Annotated in this window: 16 protein-coding genes; 9 read left to right on the top strand and 7 right to left on the bottom strand. The window is 70.8% G+C overall.

All coding sequences use genetic code 11. The annotated features are described in order from the left end of the window. The first annotated feature begins 27 nt into the window (after positions 1 to 27). Together JOE59_RS09775 and JOE59_RS09770 are read left to right on the top strand one after the other, a co-directional pair. Positions 28 to 435, top strand: a complete 408-nt coding sequence (locus tag JOE59_RS09775; protein ID WP_204460155.1) for a DUF7144 family membrane protein — start codon at positions 28 to 30, stop codon at positions 433 to 435. Between the two features lie 108 nt (positions 436 to 543). Continuing rightward, a complete protein-coding gene (locus tag JOE59_RS09770; RefSeq protein ID WP_204460153.1) occupies positions 544 to 1,377 on the top strand; it encodes a carbon-nitrogen hydrolase family protein in 834 nt (277 codons plus the stop codon). Here the strand turns inward: JOE59_RS09770 and JOE59_RS09765 are convergent. Then, entirely contained in the window at positions 1,364 to 2,623 is a 1,260-nt protein-coding gene (locus tag JOE59_RS09765) for an aminotransferase class I/II-fold pyridoxal phosphate-dependent enzyme (RefSeq protein WP_307837021.1), read from the bottom strand. The two genes, JOE59_RS09770 and JOE59_RS09765, sit on opposite strands and share 14 nt — an antisense overlap. Before the next feature lie 203 nt (positions 2,624 to 2,826). Here JOE59_RS09765 and JOE59_RS09760 point away from each other — a divergent pair, with 203 nt between their 5' ends. The 5 genes from JOE59_RS09760 (at position 2,827) to JOE59_RS09740 (ending at position 8,887) form a co-directional block, all read left to right on the top strand. Then, a complete protein-coding gene (locus JOE59_RS09760; protein WP_204460151.1) occupies positions 2,827 to 4,578 on the top strand; it encodes a S1C family serine protease in 1,752 nt (583 codons plus the stop codon). Between the two features lie 142 nt (positions 4,579 to 4,720). Further along, positions 4,721 to 5,752 (top strand): glycosyltransferase family 2 protein, encoded by a 1,032-nt coding sequence (locus tag JOE59_RS09755; RefSeq protein ID WP_239560191.1) that lies wholly within the window; start codon positions 4,721 to 4,723, stop codon positions 5,750 to 5,752. Positions 5,753 to 5,757: 5 nt separating this feature from the next. Then, positions 5,758 to 6,570, top strand: coding sequence for a CDP-alcohol phosphatidyltransferase family protein (locus JOE59_RS09750; protein ID WP_204460149.1), 813 nt, complete (start codon positions 5,758 to 5,760; stop codon positions 6,568 to 6,570). 52 nt (positions 6,571 to 6,622) lie between these two features. Beyond that, positions 6,623 to 7,468, top strand: coding sequence for a glycosyltransferase family 2 protein (locus JOE59_RS09745; protein WP_204463341.1), 846 nt, complete (start codon positions 6,623 to 6,625; stop codon positions 7,466 to 7,468). 120 nt (positions 7,469 to 7,588) lie between these two features. After that, positions 7,589 to 8,887, top strand: coding sequence for a CDP-glycerol glycerophosphotransferase family protein (locus JOE59_RS09740; protein ID WP_204460148.1), 1,299 nt, complete (start codon positions 7,589 to 7,591; stop codon positions 8,885 to 8,887). A gap of 39 nt (positions 8,888 to 8,926) precedes the next feature. On the opposite strand, the gene JOE59_RS09735 is transcribed toward JOE59_RS09740, so the two are convergent. Genes JOE59_RS09735 through JOE59_RS09725 form a run of 3 tightly spaced genes read right to left on the bottom strand, consistent with a single transcriptional unit; the run spans position 8,927 to position 11,221 of the window. After that, a complete protein-coding gene (locus JOE59_RS09735) occupies positions 8,927 to 9,388 on the bottom strand; it encodes a GbsR/MarR family transcriptional regulator (protein ID WP_204460147.1) in 462 nt (153 codons plus the stop codon). Further along, positions 9,381 to 10,187 carry an alpha/beta fold hydrolase gene (locus JOE59_RS09730; protein ID WP_204460146.1) on the bottom strand — a complete coding sequence of 269 codons (807 nt, stop codon included), beginning with the start codon at positions 10,185 to 10,187 and terminating at the stop codon, positions 9,381 to 9,383. Before JOE59_RS09730 ends, JOE59_RS09735 begins: the two co-directional genes overlap by 8 nt. A 17-nt stretch (positions 10,188 to 10,204) precedes the next feature. After that, entirely contained in the window at positions 10,205 to 11,221 is a 1,017-nt protein-coding gene (locus JOE59_RS09725; protein ID WP_239560188.1) for a hypothetical protein, read from the bottom strand. A gap of 228 nt (positions 11,222 to 11,449) precedes the next feature. On the opposite strand from JOE59_RS09725, the gene JOE59_RS09720 reads away from it, so the two are divergent. Further along, positions 11,450 to 21,433 carry a calcium-binding protein gene (locus tag JOE59_RS09720; RefSeq protein WP_204460144.1) on the top strand — a complete coding sequence of 3,328 codons (9,984 nt, stop codon included), beginning with the start codon at positions 11,450 to 11,452 and terminating at the stop codon, positions 21,431 to 21,433. 43 nt (positions 21,434 to 21,476) lie between these two features. Here the strand turns inward: JOE59_RS09720 and JOE59_RS09715 are convergent, their stop codons facing one another. After that, positions 21,477 to 22,238, bottom strand: coding sequence for an ABC transporter ATP-binding protein (locus JOE59_RS09715; RefSeq protein WP_204460142.1), 762 nt, complete (start codon positions 22,236 to 22,238; stop codon positions 21,477 to 21,479). A gap of 1 nt (position 22,239) precedes the next feature. Beyond that, the gene (locus JOE59_RS09710; protein ID WP_204463340.1) at positions 22,240 to 23,058 is read right to left on the bottom strand and encodes an ABC transporter permease; all 819 of its coding nucleotides are present in this window, start codon (positions 23,056 to 23,058) and stop codon (positions 22,240 to 22,242) included. A gap of 82 nt (positions 23,059 to 23,140) precedes the next feature. On the opposite strand from JOE59_RS09710, the gene JOE59_RS09705 reads away from it, so the two are divergent. Then, entirely contained in the window at positions 23,141 to 23,683 is a 543-nt protein-coding gene (locus JOE59_RS09705) for an ECF transporter S component (RefSeq protein ID WP_204460140.1), read from the top strand. 89 nt (positions 23,684 to 23,772) lie between these two features. Here the strand turns inward: JOE59_RS09705 and JOE59_RS09700 are convergent, their stop codons facing one another. Continuing rightward, the gene (locus JOE59_RS09700) at positions 23,773 to 24,462 is read right to left on the bottom strand and encodes a phosphocholine cytidylyltransferase family protein (RefSeq protein WP_307837019.1); all 690 of its coding nucleotides are present in this window, start codon (positions 24,460 to 24,462) and stop codon (positions 23,773 to 23,775) included. Positions 24,463 to 25,317: the final 855 nt, after the last annotated feature.

Raw genomic sequence — 25,317 nt, 5'->3', positions numbered from 1 at the left:
GGCGCCGAGCAGGAGGGCGTCACGATCATGAGCACTGCACCACAGCAGACCGGATGGATCGGATGGATCGGCTTCGCGGCCATCATCCTCATCCTGAACGGTGCGTTCAGCGCCCTTCAGGCGTTCATCGCACTGCTCGGCTCCAACACCTACTACGCGGCCACCGAAGAGGGACTCTTCCTCTTCGACATCACGGGCTGGGGATGGTGGAACCTCATCATCGGCCTGCTGCTCGTGCTCACGGGTGTCGCGCTCCTCTCGGGTGCGACCTGGGCGAGGGTCGTCGCGATCATCGTCGTCTCCCTGAGTGCTCTCGGGCAGCTGCTCCTCATTCCGGCGCAGCCGTGGTGGTCGGTCATCGTCATCGGCATCGACATCCTCGTCATCTACGCGATCACCGCCCACGGCCGGGAACTCGCGCAGGCGGACGGATAGTCACCGCCGAACTTCGAGACTGCCGCAGGCGCTGGGACCGGGGGGTCCAGTGCCTGCGGCCATGTCGTGCGACCGGTCACCCGCCGCAGAGCGCCATAGGCTGTGGGCATGCAGAGGGAGAGCGAGGGCTTCGGCATCGCCGTCGCGCAGTTCGCACCGAGTGACGACGCACCGCGCAATCGCGCCGAGATCGAGCGACTCGCCGCGCTCGCCGCAGCGCGTGGCGCGGGCCTCGTGGTCTTCCCCGAGTACTCGAGCCACTTCACCCCCGAACCCGGTGAGGGATGGCTCACCGCGGCGGAGTCCCTCGATGGCGCGTTCACGGCCCATCTCGCCGCGGTCGCCGATCGGCTCGGCGTGCACCTCGTCGCCGGCATGATCGAACGGCTCGACCGCGAGGGCGACGCCGCCGACGACCGACGCGTCGCGAACACCGTCGTCGCGGTCGCGCCCGGCGCGGGCATCGTCGCCACCTACCGCAAGCTGCACCTCTACGACGCATTCGGGCAGCAGGAGTCGGAATGGGTCGCCCCGGGGGCGATCGAGGAGCCCGAGACGTTCGAGGCCGGAGGCATCCGCTTCGGCCTGCAGACCTGCTACGACGCGCGGTTCCCCGAGGTCACCCGGCGCATCGTCGACGCCGGCGCCGACGTCGTGTGCATGCCCGCCGAGTGGGTGCGCGGCCCGTTGAAGGAGGCGCACTGGCGTGTACTCACGACCGCGCGGGCGCTCGAGAACACGATCTACGTCGCCGCGGCCGACCACGCGCCGCCGGTCGGCGCGGGCAACAGCATGATCGTCGACCCGATGGGCGTCGAACTCGCCACCATCGGCGAGACGACGGATGTCGCGGTCGCCTGGATCTCGAAGCAGCGCATCGACGCCGTGCGCGAGGTGAACCCCGCACTCGCGCTGCGGCGTTTCACCGTCACCCCGCGCTGAGCCGGGAGAGTCTGGCCGAGGCCTCCTCGAGCACCTCGCGCCGCTTGCAGAACGCGAAGCGCACGAGGCTCGCGTAGTCGCCCTGGCGATCGGGGTGCACGAACGCCGTGACGGGCACGCCGACGACGCCCGCGAGCCCCGGGAGGGCCCGGCACAGCTCGGCGCCGTCGGTGAACCCGAGCGGCGCGGCATCCGCGATGACGAAGTACCCCGCCTGCGGGAGCGAGAGCGCGAAGCCCGCGGCCTCGAGGCCGGCGGCGAGCACGTCGCGCTTGGCCGCGAGGGTTGTCGCGGCATCCGTGAAGAAGGCGTCGGGCAGGCCGAGCCCGGTCGCGATCGCCGGCTGGAAGGGAGCGCCGTTGACGTAGGTCAGGTACTGCTTCACCGCGAGCACGGCCGTCACGAGCGGTGCCGGCGCGGTGAGCCAGCCGATCTTCCACCCCGTGGTCGAGAAGGTCTTGCCGCCCGACGAGATCGAGATGGTGCGCTCGCGGGCGCCCGGGAGGGTCGCGATCGGGGTGTGAGCTGCGCCGAACACGAGGTGCTCGTAGACCTCGTCGGTCACGATCAGCACGTCGTGCCGTTCGGCGAGCTCGACGACGAGCGCGAGCGTCTCGGCGTCGAGCACCGCGCCCGTCGGGTTGTGGGGCGAGTTCACGAGGATCACACGGGTGCGGTCGGTCACGGCCGCGCGCAGCTCGTCGTGGTCGGGCCGCCAGCCGGAGCCGGTGCTCGAAGTTGTGCCCGGCTCGCCCGGCTCGCGCCTCCAGCGCAGCGGCACCGTGCGATGCACCCCGCCGGCGCGGGCGATGATCGCGGCGTAGGCGTCGTAGTACGGCTCGAACGTCACGACCTCGTCTCCGGCGTCGACGAAGGCGAGCAGGGTGGCCGCGAGTGCCTCCGTGGCGCCCGCCGTCACGAGCACTTCGGATGCCGCGTCGAGCTCGATGCCGTACCACCGGCGCTGATGGGCGGCGATGGCCTCGCGCAGCACCGGCAGGCCGAGTCCCGGCGGGTACTGGTTCACGCCGTCGGCGATCGCCTGCCGCGCGGCCTCGAGCACCTCGGCCGGGCCGTCCTCGTCAGGGAAGCCCTGCCCGAGGTTGATCGCACCAGTGCGGGCGGCCAGCGCGCTCATCTCGGCGAAGATCGTCGGGGCGATCGAGCCGTCGGCGGCGAGGAGACCGGCGCCGGCCGCGGTGCGCTGCCATGGCGCGAGGCCCGATGCGGGGGAGAAGTCGCTCACGGTCTCACCGTACGCGAGCGGCACTCGCTGATCACTCCCGTTCTCACCGAACGCGAGGGTGGGGCCGGTACGCTGGCGCAGGCAGCGGAGCTCCCCGACCGCATTCGGAGAAATCCCGGCGCGGGGATAGCAGAGTCATAGACTCCGCCGATCGGGCACACAGCTTGCTTCGGGATGCTGGCATCGCTTGGAAGGAGCACACCATGACCGACACCACGAACGGAGCCGCGGGGGAGCCCCGCGAGGACGACGTCACTCCGACGCCCGCGGCCGCCGAGAGCGCTGCGCCCGTCACCCCTGAGACTTCCGCCGCAGCGAACGAGACCGCGGCGCAGAGCGAGACTCCGGCCCCCGAGGCCCGGCCGACGGATGTCGCGGCGCCCGCCGCGCCCGAGACCCCGGCGGCACCCGCCGCCCCGGCACCGGCGGCCCCTGCGGCCGCCCCGGCCGCCGCACCGGCCCCCGCTGCACCTGCCGCACCGGCGCCCGCTGCGACCGGCACGGTCTACGAGCCCGGGCAGGAGCCCCAGCCCTACAGCGCCCCCCAGTACACGAAGCAGCCGGCCCAGCCCGTGGCCGCTGCACCCGCGCAGCCCGGCCAGGTGCCGCCCGCATTCGGCGGACCCGCAGCGCCGCAGCACCCGACGCAGCCGACCGTGCCGCTCACCGGCCTCCCGGCCGAGGGCGCCGCGCCCGCCGCGCCCAAGCAGCGCCGCGTCGGACTCGGCGTCGCCGCCGCGATCGTCGCCGCCGCCCTCATCGGCGGTGCGTCGGGCGCCGGCATCACCGCGCTGCTCACGAACGACAACGGCACGCCCTCGAGCGAATCCGCGAACTCCGCGCAGAACATCGTCGTCAACGACACCGACTCGGTGAACCAGATCACCGCCGTGGCCGCGAAGGCGAGCCCGAGCGTGGTCACGATCTCGGTCTCGGGCGGCGAGTCCGGCGGCACCGGTTCGGGCATCATCCTCTCCGAGGACGGCTACGTGCTGACGAACACCCACGTCGTGACGCTCGACGGCGCGACCGGCGACCCGGCCATCCAGGTCAAGACGAATGACGGTCACCTCTACTCGGCCGAGCTCGTCGGCACCGACCCGCTCTCCGACCTCGCGGTCATCAAGCTGGTCGACGCCTCGGGCCTCACGCCGCTCGACTTCGCCGACTCCGACAAGCTCAACGTCGGCGACACGGCGATCGCGATCGGTGCGCCGCTCGGCCTCTCGGGCACCGTCACCAACGGCATCGTGAGCGCGCTCAACCGCTCGATCGACGTGGCCTCATCGGCTGCGCCGACCACGCCCGACGACGCGCAGGGCGACAGCGGCGACCAGGGTGAGGAGCCCGCCCCCGGCGACGAGGGCAGCCCGTTCGACTTCTTCTTCGACCTGCCCGACCCCGAGGGCGGCGAATCGCCGCAGCAGCCGAGCGCTTCGTCCGGCCAGGTGTCGCTCCCGGTCATCCAGACGGATGCCGCGATCAACCCGGGCAACTCCGGTGGTGCGCTCGTCGACTCCGACGGCAAGCTCATCGGCGTGAACGTCGCGATCCTCTCCACGGGCGGATCCGCGCAGGGCGAGACGGCGGGCAACATCGGCGTCGGCTTCGCCGTGCCGTCGAACCTCGCCAAGCGCATCGCCGACGAGATCATCGAGAACGGTTCGGCCACGCACGGCCTGCTCGGTGCGACGGTGACGTCGGCCGAGGCCGAGGGGTCGAGCGACACCGTCGGTGCGCTGATCTCCGAGGTGCCCGCAGGCGGCGCTGCCGCAGATGCCGGCCTCAAGTCCGGCGATGTCGTCACCGAGTTCAACGGGGTGCCGATCACCGATCAGACCGACCTCACCGCGCAGGTGCGGGCGCTGCCCGGCGGCGCGAAGGCCGAGCTGACCTTCACGCGCGACGGCTCGTCGAAGACGGTCACCGTGACCCTCGGCACCTTCGAGGGCTGATCGACGAGACCGACCGGCGGGTCCGGGTCCGAAAGGACCCGGACCCGCTTTCGTGCGCCAGCAGTCGCTCGAAGGCGCTGCTGCTAGGCTCGATCGACCCGAGCGACGAGTGAGGAACATGCCCGAGAACCACCCTGAAGCGATGCCCGCATCGCTCCTCGGCGTCTCCTACGTCATGCCGGTGCTGAACGATGCGACGCACGTTCGTGCGGCCGTCGAGTCGATCCTCGCGCAGGACTACACGGGGCCCGTCGAGGTGCTCATCGCGCTCGGCCCGTCGATCGACGGAACGAATGAGCTGGTGGCAGACCTCGCGGCACGCGACGACCGAGTGCGCGTGCTCGAGAACGAGGTGGGCTCGACACCTGCCGGCCTCAACATCGGCATCCGCGCGGCGCGGTATCCCGTCGTCGTGCGGGTCGACTCGCACTCGATGCTGCCGCCCGACTACGCGCGCATCGCCGTCGACGAGCTCGAGCGCACCGGGGCCGACAACGTCGGAGGCATCATGGATGCCCGCGGCGAGACCCCGTTCGAGCATGCCGTCGCCCTCGCCTACACGACGAAGGTCGGCCTCGGCGGATCCGCATTCCACGTCGGCGGCTCGGCCGGCCCGGCCGACACGGTCTACCTCGGGGTGTTCCGCCGTGACGCGCTCCTGCGCGTCGGCCTCTTCGACGAGACCATCAAGCGCGGCCAGGACTGGGAGCTGAACCGGCGCCTTCGCGAGACAGGCGGCGTCGTCTGGTTCACGCCGCGGCTCGCGGTGACCTACCGGCCCCGTTCCACCTTCGACCGACTCGCCCGGCAGATGTTCTCCACCGGGCTCTGGCGCGGCGAACTCGCACGCCGGTTCCCGTCGGCGAACGGCATCCGCTACTTCGTGCCGCCCGCGATGGTGCTCGGCGTCGCGCTCGGCCTGATCGTCGGCATCGCCGGCCTCGTGCAGGCCGCGCTCGGCGCGACGCCCTGGCTGCTCCTCGGCTTCATCGTGCCGGTCGTGTACGTGCTCTTCGTGCTCGCGGCGACCCTCGTGTACGCGAGCGGGCGCGGTGCACGCGCCGCGGCGTGGTTTCTCGTAGTGTTGCCGTGCATACACGTCTCGTGGGGAGTGGGCTTCGTGCTCGGATACCTGTCGCTGACGAGCAACATCGCCAGGCACACGGGAAGGTGACACGGATGTCGCAGACCGGTCCGGTCACCACGAGACCAACCAGCATCGCCCAGCTCAGAGAGGTGACGCAGCCGCCCGAAGTGCGGGGCCGGCGCAACGCCGAGCACTGGACGGCGTCGCTGTATCTCCGCAAGCTCTCGCCGTACCTCACGTGGATGCTGCTGAAGACCTCGATCTCGGCGAACGGCGTGACCGGGCTCATGATCCTCGTGGGCTGGTCGACCGCCGCGGCGCTGCTGATCCCCGGCATCTGGGGCGCGCTGCTCGCAGTGGTGCTCGGCCAGTTGCAGATGCTCGTCGACTGCTGCGACGGCGAGGTCGCGCGTTGGCGACGCACGTCGTCGCCCGCCGGCGTCTTCCTCGACAAGGTCGGGCACTACACGACCGAGGCGCTCATCCCGCTCGCGCTCGGCATCCGCGCGGCCGCCTACCCGCTCGAGTTCCCGGCCGACTTCCTCTGGACCACGATCGCCGCGCTCCTCGCGCTCGTGATCGTGCTCAACAAGGCGCTCAACGACATGGTGCACGTCGCCCGTGCGAACGCCGGGCTCGCGAAGCTCGCCGACACCCACGGCGAGACGGCTCCCCGCGGCGGGCTCGTGGCAACGCTGCGCAAGGCCGCGCGCTTCCTGCCGTTCCACCGCCTGTACCACTCCGTCGAGCTCACGCTCATCGCGTTCGCCGCGGCGGTCGTCGGGCTCGTCGTCGGGCAGCCCGTCACCGACCGCGTGGTGCTCGCGGTGCTGCTGCCGCTCGCCGTGCTCTCCGTGATCGGGCACTTCGTCGCGATCATGTCCTCCCGTCGTGTCCGGTCCTGACGCCGACGCGGCCGGCGTCGTCCTCCCGCGTGTCGGCGTCGTCGTACTCACCATGGGCACGCGGCCCGACGACCTCGTACGCGGTATCCGCAGCATCCTCGACCAGCAGGGCGTCGTCACCGACGTCGTGTGCGTCGGCAACGGCTGGGATCCGGCGACCGCCGAGCCGGCGCTGCCGGCCGGCGTGACGACGCTGCACCTGCCCGAGAATCTCGGCATTCCGGCCGGACGCAACCGCGGGGTGCCGCTCGTGACGGGCGAGGCGCTCTTCTTCCTCGACGACGACGCGTTCCTGCCGAGTGAGACCTTCCTGGCCGACGGATGCCGCATGCTCGCCGATCGCCCCGAGATCGGCTTGATCCAGCCCCGCGTGGTCGACCCGACGGGCCGCGTCTCGCCGCGCCGCTGGATCCCGCGCATCCGCAAGGGCGACGCATCGCATTCGAGCAACGTCTTCTCGTGCTGGGAGGGCGCCGTACTCATGCCGCGCGCGGTGTTCGATGCGACCGGCGGCTGGGCCGACCCGTTCTTCTACGCGCACGAGGGCATCGAGCTGGCCTGGCGGGTCTGGGACACCGGGCACGTCGCGTGGTACGCCGGCGACCTCGAGGCGGGGCATCCGGTCATCGACCCGGCTCGTCACGCGTACTACTACCGACTGAACGCGAGGAACCGGGTCTGGCTCGCACGCCGCAACCTTCCCGCCGTGCTCGTGCCGTTCTACGTCGGCTCCTGGACCGCGATCCAGGTGCTGCGCTGGGCGCGGCAGCCGGCGGCACTGAAGGCGTGGTTCGGCGGATGGCGCGCCGGCTGGCGCGAGCATCCGGGGGAGCGGCGGCCGATGCGCTGGCGCACGATCTGGCGCATGACCCTCGCCGGGCGACCGCCCGTGGTGTGATCAGCAGCGAAGCGGGCGACCCGACAGCGGATACCGCGAACCGGTAACGATCGGCTCTCAGTGCCGCCGCCGCACCGGCTCCGGGGCATCCGCTCAGGCCGACCTCGCTACCCTTGGACGGTGGGATTGAGGAAAGACGCGCGACGCGCCGTCAAGCTGGCCAAGGACATCATGTGGTCCAGACGTGCGCAGCGTTCGCTCGGCGTGAAGCTGGCGGAGCAGGAGCCGCTGCCGCCGCACCGGTTCCGTGTCGGCGTCTACTTCGCCGACGGCAAGGTCAACCTCTACCAGCTGCGTCAGTGGTACGCCCCCCTCGCCGAACTGGCTGAGCGTCACCCCGTGCTGATCCTGAGCCGTGCGTCGGGCGCAGCGCTCACACTGCTCGACGAGTCGCCGGTGCCCGTCGCCTACGTGCGCCGAGTCGCCGACCTCGAGCGGGTGATCGCCGAGCAGGACCTGCACGTCGTCTTCTACGTCAACCAGAACGCCAAGAACTTCCAGATGATGCGCTACGGCCGCCGCTGGCACGTGTTCATCAACCACGGCGAGTCCGACAAGATGTACATGACCACGAACCAGTTCAAGGCCTACGACTACTCGCTGATCGCGGGCGACGCGGCACGGGCACGGCTCGAGAAGGTGCTCTGGGACTACGACTTCGACAAGCGCGCCATCCCCATCGGCCGCCCGCAGGCCGATCACTACCTCGACGGCGCGGCCCTGCCGTACACACCCGACGATCGTGAGGTCGTGCTCTACGCGCCCACCTGGGAGGGCGACCGCGGCGCCGCGGCCTACGGGTCGATCGCGACGCACGGCGTGACGCTCGTGAACGGGCTGCTCGCCACCGGACGCCACCGCGTCATCTACCGGCCGCACCCGCGATCGGGTGTCGTCGATCACGAGTACGGCGCCGCGAACCGCGCGATCATCGCCGCGATCGAGGCGGCGAACGCCGCCGATCCGACCGCGCAGCACATCTACGACGACGGCCCGAAGCTCGGCTGGCAGCTCGCCGCGGCGGATGTCGCGGTCGTCGACATCTCCGCGATGGTCTACGACCGCCTGGCAGCCGGCAAGCCCCTGCTGATCACGCGCCCGGCCAACCCCGATGCGCAGATCGACACGTCCGGCTACCTGCAGGCGTGCGAATGGCTCGAGGTGACCGATTCCGCGGCGATGGTCGCACGCGTCGACGTCGTCGCGCACGATGAGGCGGCGCTCGAGCGGCTCGGCTTCTGGGTCGAGCGCTATTTCGGCGACCCGACTCCGGGTGTCACCACGGCGCGGTTCCATGCGGCGGTCGACCACCTCATGGCCGAGTGGGAGCGGTTCGCCGCCCTGCACGCCGCAGACGGCGACATCGACGAGCGCGACGTGCGCGCCGGCGAGCAGGACGACGAGGAACTCGAGGCCTAGCCGCCCCGCCGGTCGACCGACGATGGCATCCGTGAGGGGTCAGCGCCGCGGATCGCCGTCCTCGACGCGATGGCGTCGCAGCATCTGGTCACCCGCGTCGACGTAGCCTTCGAAGAGGCCGACGACGGCCCGGAGGCGTTCGCGCGCGCGTGCACCCTCGGTGAGCGCCGCTCCGGAGTGCAGCGTGCGTATGAAGGTTCGCGTGCGTTCGTGACTCGCGGCGAGCAGCTGCTCGAATCCACCGACGGCCTCCACGAGGAGGCGGCGGCTGCCGGGCTGGGGGATCGTTCGCGCGAGCCCCCACGACACGAGCTCTCGGACCGCGGTGCTGACGCCGCCGCTGCTGAGGCTCAGTTCCGCCCCGATGGTGTCGAGGGTCTCGGGTTCGGTCCTGAGCAGCAGGAACCCGTAGACCCGCCCGGTCGCGCGGGAGAGGTGCCAGGACGCGAGGGCGTCGCCGACCGACTCGATGAACTCGGCCCGCTCGTCGTGCTCAGGCATGGGGCACCGACGCGAGCAGGTCGAGGAGCGCCGTCGTCGTGGCTTCGGGCGCATCGAGGGTCACCACGTGGCCGGCGCCCGCGACGATATGCTCGCCGACGCCTTCGACCCTCGCCCATTCCGGCATCGCCGTCGCGATGTTGCCCGTGCGATCCAGTTCGCCGCGGATGAGGCCGAGGGGGACGGGCACCCGGTAGTCGGGGTCGGGATCGACGAACGCGACGGTCGCACGCCAGACCTCGAGGAACGAGCGCTTCGGCATGCGCGCGAACATCGCCTCGGTGGTCGCGACGGCGCCGGGCGTCACCGCCGACGCGCGAGCGAGCATGCCGGGCAGTCGCGCGGCGGGGATGAGCGCGAGTGCGGGAGCAGCGAGTCGGAGTGCGATGCGCTCGCCGCGCGAGAGCGGGCCCGCGTTCCAGGTCGAGTCGGCCACGACGAGGGCGCCGGCGCGGCCCGGATCGCGGCGCACGAGCTCCTGCGCGACGTTGCCGCCGAGCGAGTGTCCCACGAGGGCGGGCCGATCGAGACCGAGGTGGTCGAGGAGCGCCGCGAGATCGTCGAGTGCGGCCTGCCCGGTGAAGCGGATGCCGGGGTCGAGACGCGAATTGCCGTGGCCGCGCTGATCGAAGGCGACGACCGGGTGGCCCGCTCGATGCAGGGCGAGCGCCTGCGCCGTGAACATGGAGTGATCCATGCCGGCGCCGTGGATGAGCACGACCGCTCGCCGGTCGCCGTCGAGCATCGTGAAGCGGACCGTCGCGTCCGGGCGCACGAGCGTCCGATTCAGATTCAGCATATTCTGAATATAACGAACTACTGGGTGCCGGGCGACTCTTCCGCGTGGTCGGCGGTCTCCGGGGCCGCCCCGTCGTCGGGCCGTCGAGTGATCGCACCTCGTGCGGCCCGCCCCGCGGCCCGCCCCGCGGCCTGCCCCGCCGACTGGATGCCGCGGCCCGCGGAGAGCACCACGCCACCGACGGCGGTGCCGGCGCGCGACAGTCGCGACGCGGCCGAAGTCAGCACGGAGTCGCCCTCACGCGGCTCGAGGTCGGGCGGAAGCACCTGAGGAGCCTGACCGAATGCCGATCGCGACTGCTTCAGCACCCGGCGGCCGAGCACGCTGTTGCCGATGCCGCCGATCGCGGCGCCGATGCCGAACGGGATCGCCTTGCCGATGATGCCGGCGCCGCCGCGCACGGCGAATTGCTTGATGAAGACGCTGCGGAGCTTGTCGACCACCGGTCCCATGATCGCCTTGGGCATGCTGTTCGTGATGAGCTCGCCCCAGTAGATGTTGCGAGTCGCGCCAGAGCCCGAGGCCTGACCGGCGAGCTGCCGCACCAGGTCGACGCCCTCGTTGCCGAGCATGAGGGTCATCACGAGGGCACGCGCACGGTCGGGGTTGTCGATGGCGATGCCGTGCACCTCCGCGACGGATTGGGCGAACAGGGCGGTCGCCTCGAGGAAGCCCGCCGTCTCGACGCCCGACAGTGCGAGCGTGACACCGGTGCCGATGCCCGGGATCACGGCCGTCGCGCCGACGGCGGCGCCTCCGGTCGTGACGGCGGCGAGATAGCGACGCTCGAGGATTCGCACGATCTGCTCAGGGCTCGCATCGGGTGAACGGCGACGGATGCTGCGGAGATGGGCGACCACGATCGGACGCTGGATCGCCAGCACGCGGTCGATGCCGCGCTCCATGCCGTGGGCGCGGCCCTCGTCGGCGGCGAAGCCCGGGTACGCGGTGCTCCCGGCGCGGTCGGATTCGGGGGCGCCCTCTCGCGGCGCTCCCGAGCCCATCGAGGTGATGGTGTGCACACGGTCCTGCATGAGGTGATTGTAGGTGGCGGAGACGGGAGGCGGCCGTGCGAGGCATCCGTGCTCGGCATTCGTGCACCCGAATCGGCCGAAGGAGCCTGCGTGCCGGGCGTCGAGGTCGTTTTTGCCCCCCAAAGTGAGGGTTTCTCTTGTCAGCGAAGTCTGCATCGGAGTAGAACGGGCATCGAGCGTGCGACGACCCGACGCGCGCTGGGGTGGCATCGACCCGGGGGGACAATCATGCGTGCCCAGAACGACTCGAACAACTCGTCGCGCTCGCTTGCGGTCGGACACCGACTGCACCGGCCGCGCGGCTGGCGACCCGGGCTCGCGGTCGTCGCCTCGGTCGGTGCCTGGGCGCTCGCCCTGACGGGTGCGCAGGTCGCGTACGCGGATCCGGTGACGGACTCCGCAGATGTCGCCGAGCTCCGACGCGGCATCGCCGCCCTCGCCGAGGTCGCCCTCGGCGACTACGAGAACGTCGGCCCGCTCGCGACGGCCCTGCCGCTCGCCGACACCGCACCGGGTGTCGCCGTCGTCCGCCCCGGCGCGGCCATGCAGCTCAAGAACACGTTCGACCTCGGTGTGAAGGGCGCACTGCTCACCCTCGCGCAGCAGGCGACGACCGCCGACTTCATGGCCGGCGTCGACGGACTCGACGCCGAGATCGCGGGCACGCAGGTCGAGCTGACGACGGCGAACCTCGTCGATTCCGGAGACACGCGCGGGTTCGACCTCACGATCCGGGCATCGCGCACCGTCGACTCGCCGCTTGCGATCGTCGACCCCGACGGACCCGGCGGAGAGCCGCTGCGCCTCGTGACCGCCGAGGCCGACCCGGCTCCGTACGAGCTCTCGTTCGAGTTCAGCGGAACGGTGCGCACCGACCCGCAGGGTGTGCGCTTCTGGCTCGACACCACCGCAGGCGAGCCCACCGTCGAGTTCGCCGCCGAGCTCGCCAGCGGCGACGCGTTCGCCTTCCCGGGCGGTGCGGCGGCGATCGGCGTCGGCGACGTCGAGATCCTCGACGACAGCACCGTGGATGTCTCGGCCGTGTGGTCGGGCACCATCGACGACGTCAACGGCGACGGCCGGCTCGCGATGTTCGAGCCGCCGGCATTCGAAGGCGGTGAGGAGACGCCCGGCGAGCTCACCGTGCCCGCCGACCAGCTCACGACCTTCGACCTCGCCGGCTCGGCGACCGCCGACATCCGCTTCGGCTCCGACCTGCTCGGCCTGTCGTCGAGCCCTGCGCCGTCGCTGACCATGGACGCCGACCTCGCGCAGGTGCCCGAACCGCTCGCCGAACTCGTCGCGAGCGACGGCGACCTCGCCGCGTTCGAGGCGTTCACCCGTCTAGGCCCGGTGGACCTCGTCTCCGGCATCGTCCAGTACGGCACCCTGCTTCGGGCACTGCAACGGCACGAGAACGTCGATGCCGCGCTGCCGCTGGCGAGCGGCACGCTGAGCGAGCTCTACGATCTCGGCGGCGAATTCGCGAAGCTCGCCGAAGACCTCATCGACGTACAGCCCGACCCCGACCCCGACCCCGCGGACCCGCAGCCTGTGATCGACGTCGGCATCTCGACGGTCGGCGACCTCGCCGACCGCATCGAGAGCGACATCCCGGGTGCGCCCGCCGTGATCACCCCGGTCTACGACCGCGACGACGCGGAGGTGCGGCTCGACTTCACGATCCACACCGCACTCGACGGCGACGCCGACGTGCCGCCGGTACTCGATGACCAGCCCGTCGACGACACGCCACCGCCCGGACAGACGGCGTTCGGCGACCAACTCCTCGACGACACCGGCCTGCGGGGCGTCGCGGCGAGCGGCGATCCGGTCGTGGTCGAGACGGATGTCGCGATCGACATCGACCTGCCCATGCTGATCGACCTCGGCGAGGCAGCGCCGGCGCCCGACAAGGGCGCCACCGCCGTCGTCGAGTTCGAGTCGCCGATGGTGTACGAGCGATTCGGCACCGAACTCATCGACGGAGCGGAGCTGCGCATCACCGAGGTGGCGTCGGCCGTCGTGCACGGCGAAGGCCAACTCGGGTTCGTGCCCGCGACGATCGGCGGCACGTGGAAGCTCCTCCAGGACGGCACGGAGCCGACGACCCGGGCCGACGTCGATCCCGCCGCCGGCAACGCGGCGACGCCTCGCATCGTCGACCTGCTCGCGGGGCTCTACGAACGCGACGGGCAGCCGCCCGCGTACCCCGTCGACGACGCCGACCGTCGTGCGGTGATCGACGCGGACTACACGGTCGACGGGCACGGTCACGATCTCGCCCAGCACCTCACCGTGGCGCCAGGCACCTTCACCGTCGACGGCGCAGTGTTCGCCGACACGGACCCCACGGTGGTGCTCGGCAACGACGAGATGACCCTGTTGCGGGCACTCAACATCGACACCGACGAACCCGACGTCCTGCTGGGCCGCGCGCTCGACGGAGTCGGCGCGGTGGTCGACCAGCTCGACGCGGTCGACAGCCTGGTCGGTGGCGAGACGGTGCCGTTCCTGAACCGCGGTGTCGAGAGCGTCCTGCGCGAGGCGACGGGGCTTCGCCAGCGCTACAACGACTTCCGGAGCGGCCTGCTGCCGACCGACCTCGGCAAGCTCGAGACCGGACTCGAGACCGCACTCGGGCTGGGCGTCACGTTCCGGCTGCGCGACCTCGACGGCAGCGGCAGCGTGGAACCCGCGCTGATCGCGGCGATCGACGGCACGCGAACCGAGGATGCCGACGTGCCGATGTCACTCATCGATGCGTCACTGCCCGCGATCGCCGGCACGGAGGGGGAAGGCAAGCTGCACGCCGCGCTCGAGGCGAAGCTCGACCTCGGTCTCGTCGTCGGTCTCGACCCCGATCCGGCTGCGGCACCGCCGCGCCTCCTCGACTCGAGTCGGGTGAGCGTGACGGCCGAGGTCACCGAGCAACCGGCCGGATCCGTGCAACTCGGCGTGCACCTCGGCCCGTTCTCGGCGCAGCTCGGCGATGCAACCAACCACACCGGCCGCATCGCGGTCGGCGTGCGATTCGCGCTCGCGCGCACGGGTGCGCCCCTGCCCGGGGACCCCGCCGAGACACCGCTCGCGCTCGACGACTTCTTCGACAGCGACTTCACGGCCGACGCGACCTCGCCCGCAGCGGGCGGAACGTACTCGTGCGCTGCGCCGGGTCAGGCCCCGGTTGAGGGCAAGTTCGCGTGCGCCGCGCTGCCGGTGCTCGTCGATGTCGGCTCGGGACCGGCGCTGCCGAGCGGTGCACCCGCGAACGCCCCGACGGCTGACGACTATCTCACCGTGTCGTACGACGACCTCTCCGCTGCACCGGATGTCTCCGCGCCGTCGGCGCTCGCGAGCATCCTCGACTCGGCGAGCTTCAGCTTCGACAGCTTCGGCGAGGGCTTGCAGTCGATCAGCAAGGTGCTCGGGCTCGCGATCGACGCGAGCAAGGCCGGCGGAGACCTGCCCGTCGTCGGCAAGGACCTCACCAAGCTCGCCAACGGTCTGGTCGAGGTGAAGGCGTTCCTCGACAACCCGCAGATCCCGGGGCTGCCCGACGCCGATGTGAATGCCGCGGTCTACGGCGCCGGCGGCATCCGAGAGGTGCTCGCGCAGAAGTTCATCGCCGCCGGCGTGCTGCGCGACAGCGAGTACCAGGCGGTCGGCACCATCCCGGGTGACGCCGACACCGTGCCGAGCGCAACCGACATCCGAGTCGTCGCGATCTGCAACGACGGCGGCGTCGAAGCCCTCTGCGACGGCACCGAACAGCTGACCTTCCTCGTCGACCTGCGATTCGAGCTCGAGCTCGGGCAGGGCGCGCGCGCGTTGACCGGCGGCTGCCCGGTCGGCGATGCCGCGGCGTGCCCGGGAGTCTCGACCATCCCGCTCGAGCTCGGACTGCCCGGCCTGCCCGTCTCGCTCACCGGCAGCGTGACCGCGAGTGCGGGATGGACCGTCGAGCTCGGCTTCGGCGTCTCGCGGAACGACGGGTTCTACCTCCTCGACAACCCGGTCCCGGGCACCGGCGTCGCCGACCCGGAGACGGGCGGTCTGGAGGAGATCCGGGTGAACGTCGGGGCGAACCTCACCGCCGGCGAGCCCATCGCCGGGCGGATCGGCTTCATCGGCATGGAGGCCGTCGACAACAGCACCGCTCCGAGCGCGCCGAGCGGCGCGCGGCTGAGCGCGCAACTCGGCCTCGAGACATCCGGATGCCAGAACCTCGACGTGACCACGTACGGGTCCGGCGTCGCGGGCACGCACTGCACGAGCGTGATCCCGATCAGTTCATTCCTCTCGGGCGACATCGGCGACCTGCTCACCGAGCCGCGCATCGAGGGCGGCATCAACCTCGACCTCCACATCGACACCGGCATCGCGACGGGCGGCAACGTCAACACGACCCTCCCGACCTTCGAGCTCGATTTCGGACTCGTCTGGGCGTTCGACGGCAGCGGGGCCGGGGATCTCGAGCTGGAGCTGCGCGACATCGGCGTCGCGCCCGGACAGATGTTCACGAAGCTGTTCGGCGAGGTCCTGCGCACGCTCGACCCGATCCTCGCGCCGACGAAGCCGGTTCGTGAGTTCCTCTTCTCGCCGATTCCGGTGATCAGCGACCTGTCGGAGTACTTCGGCGGCGACCCGGTCACGATGGTCACCCTCGCGAAGGCGCTCGGCGTCGTCGACGTCTCGCTGCTGGAGGACATCGACCAGCTCTTCGACTTCCTCGAGATGATCGAGGGGCTCGCCGACGGCTCGCCGTTCCCGCTCGTCGACAAGCTCGAGCTCTCGCCCGAGACGGCGCGCGGCGCCCCGCTCACGCAGGATCAGGCGCTCACCGCGGTGAAGGGCTCGGCCGCGATGACCGGCGACCCCGAAGCAGCCGTCGGCACCGCGCTGGGCGGGTCCTCCGACGACTTCGACAAGCTGCGGCAGAAGAGCGCGCCGAGCGAATCGGACTTCTCGTTCCCGATGTTCGACGACCCGACCTGCCTGGTCGGCCTGCTCCTCGGCAAGGACTGCGCGGTGGTCGAGTGGCGGCCGGATGCGCTCGCCGTGCACATGGAGTACACGCAGAGCTTCGGGCCGTTCTTCGGCGTGCTGTACATCACGATCGGCGGTGCCCTCGACGCGAAGGCCCAGGTCGGCGGAGGCGTCTCGACCCGCGGCATCCGGATGCTCGCCGAATCGATCATCGGCGGCGAGGTCGACAGTCCGCTCGACGCCGCAACCAAGGCGGGCAGCGCGTTCCTGCAGAGCCTCTATCTCACCGACCTCGACGCCGAGGGCAAGGACGTCGCCGAGTTCGAGATCTCGGGCACCATCACGGCCGGAGCGAAGCTCGACATCTTCATCGCGGAGGCCGGCGTGAAGGGCGGCATCACCGCCACCTTCGGGCTCAACCTGAACGACACGCCCGAGGCAGACGGCCGGATGCACATCGACGAGATCGTCGCGAAGTTCAAGACGCCGATCTGCCTCTTCGACATCGAGGGCAAGCTCATCGCCTTCCTCGAGGTCTACGCGGAGTTCGGGCCGTGCCCGTTCTGCTACTCCGACAGCTGGCGGCTCGCCGAGGTGACCCTCTTCGAGTTCTCGTCATCGTGCGCGAACCAGACCCCGGTGCTCGCGGCCGAGGAGGGCGGCTGGGTCGTGCTGAACGTCGGCTCACGCGCCGTCGACCGCGGTGCGTTCATGGACGTCGAGAACGAGTCGTTCACGGTGCATCAGTTGAGCGAGACGCCGCAGGCGGGCGTCTACGAGTTCAGCATCAGCGCGTTCGGGTACACGGAGACGAGGAAGGGCGCCGGCGTGCGCATCATCGATGCACTCGGCGGCAACGACTCGTTCCTGTTCAACGGGTCGGGCGCCGGCGCGAAGCCCGGTGACCTGAACCCCGAGTCATCCGACCCGCCCGACGACGGTGAGTGGGCCTTCAGCGCCCCCGTCGATGCGAAGACCCTCGGCATCGGCGACGACCGCATCATCACGGGTGCCGGCGACGACACGGTCAACGGCGGCGATGGTGCCGACACGATCAACGTGGGCGATGGAACCAACACCGCTTCCGGCGACGCCGACGACGGCACGGGCACCGGTCGCGACACCGTGACCGGCGGCGAGGGCGTCGACACCCTGCGCGGCGGCGGCGACAACGACACCGTCGACGGCGGACTCGGTGGCGACACGCTCCGCGGCGACGCCGGCAACGACACGCTCCGCGGCGGCAAGGACAAGCTCTCGGTGCCACCCGGCGTGACACCGCCGTCGGGCAAGCCGAACCAGTTCGACACTGCCGACCTCATCGTCGGTGGCCCGGGTGCCGACACCGTGCTCGGCGGTGCCGGCGGGGACCGGCTCTTCGGCGATGACACTCCCGACGCGACGCCGTGGGACGACCCCGTCGACGCCGAGGGTGCTGCGGCGCCCGGCACCGACGGCGTGGACCGCGTCGAAGGCGAGGCCGGTGCCGACGTGATCTTCGGCGGCGGAGCGGCTGACGAGCTGTTCGGCGGGTTCCGGCTCGTCGCATCGGGCGTCGACACCGACGCAGACCGGATCCAGGGCGGCGACGGCGCCGACCAGGTGTTCGGTTCGAGCGGCGCCGACCTGCTCTACGGCGGCCGCGGCGGCGATGCACTCGCGGGCGAGGCGGGCGCCGATGAGGTGCACGGCCAGTCCGACGACGACCCGGCGGTCGGCGGCGGCGCCGACGGAGACAAGCTGTGGGGTGGCCCCGGCGCCGACACGATCACCGGTGACGCCGGCGACGACGAACTCGTCGGCGACGGTGACGGTGCCGACGGCTCGACCATGGGCGGCGACACCGCCGCCGGCGGCGACGGCGCCGACCTCGTGCTCGGCGACAACGGCACGATCGACGGCGGGCCCGGGGCGCGGGTCGCGCACCCGAGCGAGACCGCGGGCGCCGGTGATCCGAGGCTCGCCGGCGACGGCGGCGCCGATCGGATCTACGGTGAAGGCGGTGCCGACTTCGCGTACGGCGGCGCAGGGCCCGACCTCGTGCACGGCAACGGCGGCGGCGACCAGCTGAACGGCGAGACCGACGACGACGAGGTCTGGGGCGACGCCGACGCCGACTTCGGCTTCGGCGGACCGGGCGACGACGTGGTCTTCGGCAACGCGGGCGGCGACCAGCTGCACGGCCAGGAGGGGATCGACCTCATCATCGGCGGCCACGACGACCTGACGGGCGCCGACGTCGGCGACACCATGTACGGCGGGCCCGACGACGACCGGGCGTTCGGCGACGACGTCGACATCGACATCGAGGGCACGCTCGACGCCCTCGACGACGTGACGATCACCCCCTCGGCGGACTCGAGCACCTACGGGCCCGACACGGGCGACGGCGGCACGGGCTCCGACGAGTTCCACGGCCAGGACGCGGTCGACACCCTGTACGGCGCCGAGGACTACGACCAGTTGTTCGGCGAGCTCGACGGCGACGTCCTGGTCGGCGGCGCCGGTCCCGACGACATCGTCGGCGACCGCGGCGTCATGTCGCCGGCCGCCCGGGCGGTCGAACCGCCCGACGGCGGATGGGACCCCCGCACCCCGAACGGCTCGCCCGACGTCGACATCGTGCTCGTCGCACCGGCGACCGGCGGAGGCGATCTCATCTGGGGCGACTTCGACACGGTGGATGCCCCGTGGTCGACGGGCGGCGACGACCGCGCCTTCGGCGGCAATGCCGCCGACACGCTGCGCGGCGGTGCGCACGACGACCATCTCGAGGGCAACGGGGGACAGGACCGGATCTTCGGCTTCAACGAGGACTCCGACCACCCGAGCGACGGTGCCGACGACCTCATCGGCGGCTCCTCGCCGGTGAACCCGCAGGCCGACCCCGACGGCGCGAACCTCGCGCCCGACGAGGGCGAGATCGAGATGCAGGGCAACGGCGAAGACGACGTCATGACCGGCGACAACGCCGTCCTGACGCGCGAGCCCGACCCCGACGACCCCGATGCCTGGCGCACCGACCCCGTGACGGGCGGCGTGTTCCGCGAGGTGGAGCTGCTCGACACCGAGAAGAGCGGCGCGAGCCTCGACACCGTCTCGGGCGGTGACTACATGCTCGGCAACGACGAGAACGACCGGATGTTCGGCGAGGGCGGCAACGACCTCGTGCAGGGCAACGCGCACGACGACCTCGTCGAGGGCGACCAGGACGGTGACTGGCTCGAAGGCAACGACGACGAGGACGACCTCATCGGCGGTTCCTCGTTCCCCGACCAGCCCGACTCGGGCGACGTGCTGTGGGGAGGCGGCGGCGCCGACGTGGCGACGGGCGACAACGCCTGCATCGTGCGCGACGTGCCCGGCGTCGAATTCGACCCGAGCTCGTGCCCGGCGCTCGACACCCCGGCACCCGCTGAATTCCACTACGTGACGAGTCAGCTCGGCGTGGAGACGCGACGGGGTCTGGTCATCCACGATCTCGACGGACCGGTCGCCAGCGAATTCGGGCGCGACATCGTCAACGGCGGCTCGGGCGTCGACGCCGAGTTCGGGCAGGACGGCAACGACTTCCTGTTCGGCGACGGCGGCGCCGACTTCCAGCACGGCAACGGCGGAGCCGACGTCGTCGTCGGCGACCGGCCATTCGACCTGTACGGCGGCATCACCCTGCCGCCGGAGGTCGGGGGCGTGCTGCCCGCGATCGTCTCGCCGCCGGCGGGCCTGCCCGGTACCCCGAGCGTCGGAGCCGACCTCGTCGGCCCGCCCGAGGCGGACGGCCAGGACGACCAGTTCGGCGGCTCGAACCTCTCGGGTCACCGGGATTCGGGCGACTGGCTCTTCGGCGACGGTGAAGCGGACTTCCAGCTCGGCGACAACGGCGAACTGAACCGCACCGTCGAAGGCGAGGGGTCGGATGCCGCGTACGCCGTGTACGAGGAGCGCTACCCCGACAACGAGCCGCCCGCCGACGGCTCGGCCGTCATCGAGCGCGACGTGACCCGGTACGACGTCGGGGCCCCCGCGGGGGCGGGCGTCTGGGGCGCCGACCTCATCTTCGGCGGCAACGGCACGAACCCGTTGATCTCCGCGGGAGCGGGCGACGGCGACGACAGCCAGTGGGGTCAGGACGGGGACGACCGGCTCTTCGGAGAGGACGGCGACGACGACCAGTTCGGCGAGCTCGGTGCCGACACGATGTGGGGCGGCGATGGCGAGGACGCCATGGTCGGCGACCGCGGCGGCGTGCAGACCCGCTTCGTCGAGGCCGACGGCGGCGACGCGGACGACCCGGACATCCTCACCCACACGAGCCAGGGCCCTCCCGGCATCAACCTCGGCGGGCCCGACTCGGGCGCGCAGGACGCGGTGCTGCACCCGTTCGAGGCGCACTCGCTCTACCGCGGCACCTCGCTCACGCACGACCGGGACGGTTCGGTGCTCGTCTCGAACGGGCACGAGGCCGGCGGTGCCGACCGCATGCGCGGTGGCCCCGGCCACGACTCGATGCACGGCGGCGAGGGTGCCGACCTCATGAACGGCGACTCCGGCGGCGACTACGCCTACGGCGACGACGGGGCCGACGTCATGTGGGGCGGGCGCGGCAACCCGGCGATCGCCACGCCCGATCTCCCGGGCCGGAACGCTCCCGGTGCGAACGGGGAGTGGATCGACGTGCTGTTCGGCGGCTTCGGCGCGAACGCGACCGAGGCCGGCGCCGACATCATCGACTACCAGCCGCGCCCGGGCGTCGACCCGGCGGTGTGGGGCACGATGGTGGCGGCCTACGCCGACACCGCACCCGAGAACACCGGTGCAGAGACCCGGCAGCACCACCACGGCACCGACTGGCAGTACGGCGGCTGGGATCGCGACGTGCTGCAGGCGGATGTCTCGGCCAACGGCCCGAACGACGGCGACAAGCTGCTCGACTGGGGCGGTGCGTACAACCTGTACACCGCGTGCAACTCGGCCTACGGCGGCTGGAACGACGTGCGCAAGATCGACCCGAACAACCTGCTCGGGCTCGAGAAGCTCGCCTACGTGACGGGCGCCCGCGCCGACTTCGACGGCGCCCCGACGCTCGGCGACGTGCAGGCCTCAGGCGGCTCCGCGTATCGGGAGGCGGCGATCGTCTACACGAAGGACCTGAAGAACAACACCGGCAAGGCGTTCTCGGGCACACCCGGCCACTTCGAGGACTTCATCTGCACGAGCGACTGACGGCGCCGCGGATGTCGCGGGGCCCCGAACCCGCGGCATCCGCCTATGCGCCGTGTTCGGCGTTGTAGCGCGCGAGCACCTCGTCGATGGGGGCGTCGAGCACGAGGGAGCCCTTGTCGAGGTAGAGGCCGCGCGTGCAGAACCGGCGGAGGTCGCGTTCGTTGTGCGAGACGAAGAAGAGCGTGCGACCGCCGGCGAGCAGTTCGTCGATGCGGCGGTAGCACTTCTCGCGGAACGCCTTGTCGCCCACGGCGAGCACTTCGTCGACGAGCATGATCGGCTCTTCGAGCTGGGAGATCACGGCGAAGGCGATGCGCACCTTCATGCCGCTCGAGAGATGCTTGTAGGGCGTTTCGAGGAAGTCGCCGATGTCGGCGAACTCGATGATCTCGTCGAACTTCGCATCGATCTGCGCGTTCGTCATGCCGTGCAGTCCGGCCGTCAGGTAGACGTTGTCGCGCACGGTGAGGTCGTCGACGAACCCGCCGGTGATCTCGATGAGGGGGGCGACGCCGCCGGTGATCTCGACGGTGCCCTCGTCGGCGATCATGACGCCCGCGACGAGCTTCAGCAGTGTCGACTTGCCCTGGCCGTTGCGGCCGACGACTCCGATCGCCTCGCCGGGTCGCACCTCGATGGAGACGTCGCGCAACGCCCAGAACTCCCCGGGACGCGTGCGACGGCGGCGGCCGGCGAGGAGGTCCTTGAACGAGCGCCGCCCGCGGCGGTTTCGCCGGAACCGGATGCCGAGTCCGGTGGTGCGGATGGCGAAGGGGGCCGAGGATGCGGCGGTCGAGGCATCCAAATCAGATCTCCTTCAGGACTTGGCGTTCGGCGGAACGGAACACCCACAGTCCCACCGCGAGGATCGCGAGCGACATGAGTGCGGAGATCGCGACGTTGAACCAGTCGAGCTCGTCGGGGTAGAACCCTGCCCGGTAGAGGCCGAAGATGCCCGAGAGCGGGTTGAACGCCGCCCAGAAGTGCAGCTGCGGCGGCAGGTCGGTGACGCCGTAGATGATGGGGGAGGCGTAGAACAGGAACCGCAGTGCGAGCTTGACCGCCCGCTCGAGGTCGCGGAAGAAGACGACGAGCGGTGCCACGATCAGGGCGACGCCCGCGGTCAGCACCGCCTGCAGCACGATGGCGAGCGGGAAGAGCACGAGCTCCCAGTGCAGCCGGAGCTCGTCGCGGAAGATCACGGCGAACAGCGCGAGCACCGGCAGGGCGAGCAGGAACTCGATGCCCTTCGACAGCACGATGCGGTTGACCCAGATCGTGCGGGGGATCATCGTCGAGCGCACGAGCTTGGCGTCCTTCAGGAACGCGCGCGTCGAGTCCGAGACCGAGCCGTTGAACCACATCCACGGCAGCAGGGCCGACAGCAGGAAGACGAGATAGGGCTCGGTGCCCACCGGCCGTTGGAAGACCTGGGTGAAGACGAACCAGTAGATGCCCGCCATCACGAGCGGATCGAGCACCGACCACACGTAGCCGAGGGCCGACGTCGAGTAGCGCACCTTCAGGTCGCGGGTCGTGAGCAGCCAGAGCGAATGACGGTACCTGTCCCACGGCGTCCGCTGCAGCGGATGGGCATCACCGTATGCGTTCGACACCGTGCTCATCACGCTCTCATCGTAGATGCCGAGCCGGGGTAGATTTGTCTCAGACGGGTGGCAAGTGCCGAGCCCAGTCGGAAGGAGCCTCGTGCACCGCACCAGCACCCGCGTGATTCTGAGCTGCGCCGCCATCGGTGTGGGCGGCGGCCTGTTCGCCGCCGGGGCGGGCTACGCCGCCGGACTCATCGCCGGCATCGCCCCGATGCTCTACGGCATCACGATCGGCTCGCACTTCCTGCCGAGCGCCGTGGCGCTCGCACTGCTGAAGCGCCCGGGCGTCGGCATCCTCACCGGATTCATCGCCGGCCTCGTCGGTGCGGCGTTCGCCCCCCACTGGATCCTGCGCTTCCTCGGCACCGGCCTCCTGGTCGGCGCGCTCCTCGAGCTGCCCTTCTTCATCACGCGGTACAAGAACTGGTCGCCGTGGCTGTACTACGTTGCGGCAGGGGCATCCGGTCTGATCCTCGCCGCAGGCACCTTCATCGCCCTCGGGCCCGAGCACTACGCGCCGTGGTTCTGGACCCTCTATCTCGCGATGTTCGCCCTCAGCCCCATCGCGTTCACCTGGCTGGGTCGGGTGATCGCCGCGTCACTCGCTCGAGCGGGCGTCGCCCGCACGCTGACCTCCTGAGGCGAGCGAGACGAAAGAGAGCACAAAGAAGAGCGGATGCCTCGTGGCATCCGCTCTTCTCTGCTTCAGTGCTGTTGCTGTGGTGCAGGTCACACGAAGTGGTTCGCGCGCTCCAGGTCTTCGGCGAAGTCGATCTCGACCGCGTAGAGGTCGGAGATGTCCATCGGCTCGACGAGGATGCCGTTCTGCTCGATCGCGAGCTCGAGGCCGCGCTCGAAGTAGTCCTGGTCGCCGACGCGCTGCAGGTGGGCGAGGAACGTCGCCTTGTCGCGGCTCGAGATGTAGTTGATGCCGACGGCCTCGCCGAGACCGCCCTTGACGGTCTTGGAGAGCTCCTTGATGTAGCCCTCGGCGCTCGTCGTGTACTTCACCTCTTCGTCGGACACCTTCGAGGTGTTGACCGTGACGAAGGACTGGTCGCGCGCGATGTAGGGCAGCGCACGGTCGAGGATGCTCGGGTCGAAGACGACGTCGCCGTTCATCCAGAGCACGCCGCCGGGCTGCGACGCCGCGAGGGCGCGCATGAGGCTCTTCGAGGTGTTCGTCTGGTCGTACTCCTCGTTGTAGACGAACGACGCCTGCGGGAACGCCTCGATGATGTGCTCGAGCTTGTAGCCGACGACGATGGTCACGCCGGCGTTGCTGCCGAACGCGTGCTCGACGTTGTCGAACTGCTGGCGCATGATGGTGCGGCCGTCGCTGAGCTCGGTGAGGGGCTTGGGGAGGGATCGCCCGAGCCGGCTCCCCATGCCGGCCGCGAGAATCACGATCTGGGTCACTGCATCTCCTTCGGTGGGTCGGATGCCCCGGGCCCCCCTCCTCGTCGCCGAGGATTGGCCCGGATTTCATCCGGAAGTTCACATATGGACACGCCGTTATGCCGTAAATCAGGATAACGGGGGCGCCTGCCGCCCACCATCCGGGGGACAAGGTCGTAGTGGGATCGTGATACGACGCTCAGCCGATACCCAGTCTCCCTCGGCATTCGCCGTGCGACAAGGCTCGCAACGGCGGCGCTGGTTGATAGGTTGTCTGGGTGACTTCCGTTTCGCGCTCCGAACACGACGACGAAACTGCCGAAGGCACCGGCGCGGGGGCGACCGAGACGACGGAGTCCCAGCCGGCGCGGTCGGCGGCGACGGCGAAGCGCCCCGCGCGCACGGCCGCTCCGAAGACGACTGCTGCGGCGGCGAAGACGACCGCTGCGAAGACGACGGCGGCGAAGACCGCCGCGGCGAAGACTGCCGCTGCGAAGACGGCTGCGGCGAAGACGGCCGCCGCGAAGAAGCAGGCGGCCGACGCCGCCGAGCCCGCAGAGGGCTCGCCGACCGAGAGCGGGCCGGCCTCCAAGCGCACGGCGGCATCGCGCTCCGCCTCGGCGAAGGCCGCCGCGACTCGCGGCGAAGCTGCGAAGACCACGAGAACGCCGCGCGCGTCGGCCGCCGAGACCACAGCAGACGGCGCGAGCCGTCGCACCGAGGCGGTTGCCACAGCAGCATCGCGGCGCCGATCGCAGCAGGTCGCCGCGGCACTCACCACCGAGACCACCGCGGCCGAGCGGCCCACGCGCAAGGCTCCCGACACCGCCGCCGCGACGGTGTCCGAGCCGCCGGTGGTGCCCGAGACACCCGCGG

It is taken from the genome of Agromyces cerinus, from assembly GCF_016907835.1.
GTDB lineage: Bacteria > Actinomycetota > Actinomycetes > Actinomycetales > Microbacteriaceae > Agromyces > Agromyces nitratus.
This window is presented reverse-complemented; position numbering and strand designations above follow the sequence as displayed.

Coding starts and splice junctions, on each gene's coding strand:
- JOE59_RS09735 (WP_204460147.1), bottom strand. CDS start 9,388: ATGCCTGAGCACGACGAGCGGGCCGAGTTCATCGAGTCGGTCGGCGAC.
- JOE59_RS09775 (WP_204460155.1), top strand. CDS start 28: ATGAGCACTGCACCACAGCAGACCGGATGGATCGGATGGATCGGCTTC.
- JOE59_RS09755 (WP_239560191.1), top strand. CDS start 4,721: ATGCCCGCATCGCTCCTCGGCGTCTCCTACGTCATGCCGGTGCTGAAC.
- JOE59_RS09710 (WP_204463340.1), bottom strand. CDS start 23,058: ATGAGCACGGTGTCGAACGCATACGGTGATGCCCATCCGCTGCAGCGG.
- JOE59_RS09750 (WP_204460149.1), top strand. CDS start 5,758: ATGTCGCAGACCGGTCCGGTCACCACGAGACCAACCAGCATCGCCCAG.
- JOE59_RS09720 (WP_204460144.1), top strand. CDS start 11,450: ATGCGTGCCCAGAACGACTCGAACAACTCGTCGCGCTCGCTTGCGGTC.
- JOE59_RS09725 (WP_239560188.1), bottom strand. CDS start 11,221: ATGCAGGACCGTGTGCACACCATCACCTCGATGGGCTCGGGAGCGCCG.
- JOE59_RS09770 (WP_204460153.1), top strand. CDS start 544: ATGCAGAGGGAGAGCGAGGGCTTCGGCATCGCCGTCGCGCAGTTCGCA.
- JOE59_RS09745 (WP_204463341.1), top strand. CDS start 6,623: ATGGGCACGCGGCCCGACGACCTCGTACGCGGTATCCGCAGCATCCTC.
- JOE59_RS09760 (WP_204460151.1), top strand. CDS start 2,827: ATGACCGACACCACGAACGGAGCCGCGGGGGAGCCCCGCGAGGACGAC.
- JOE59_RS09730 (WP_204460146.1), bottom strand. CDS start 10,187: ATGCTGAATCTGAATCGGACGCTCGTGCGCCCGGACGCGACGGTCCGC.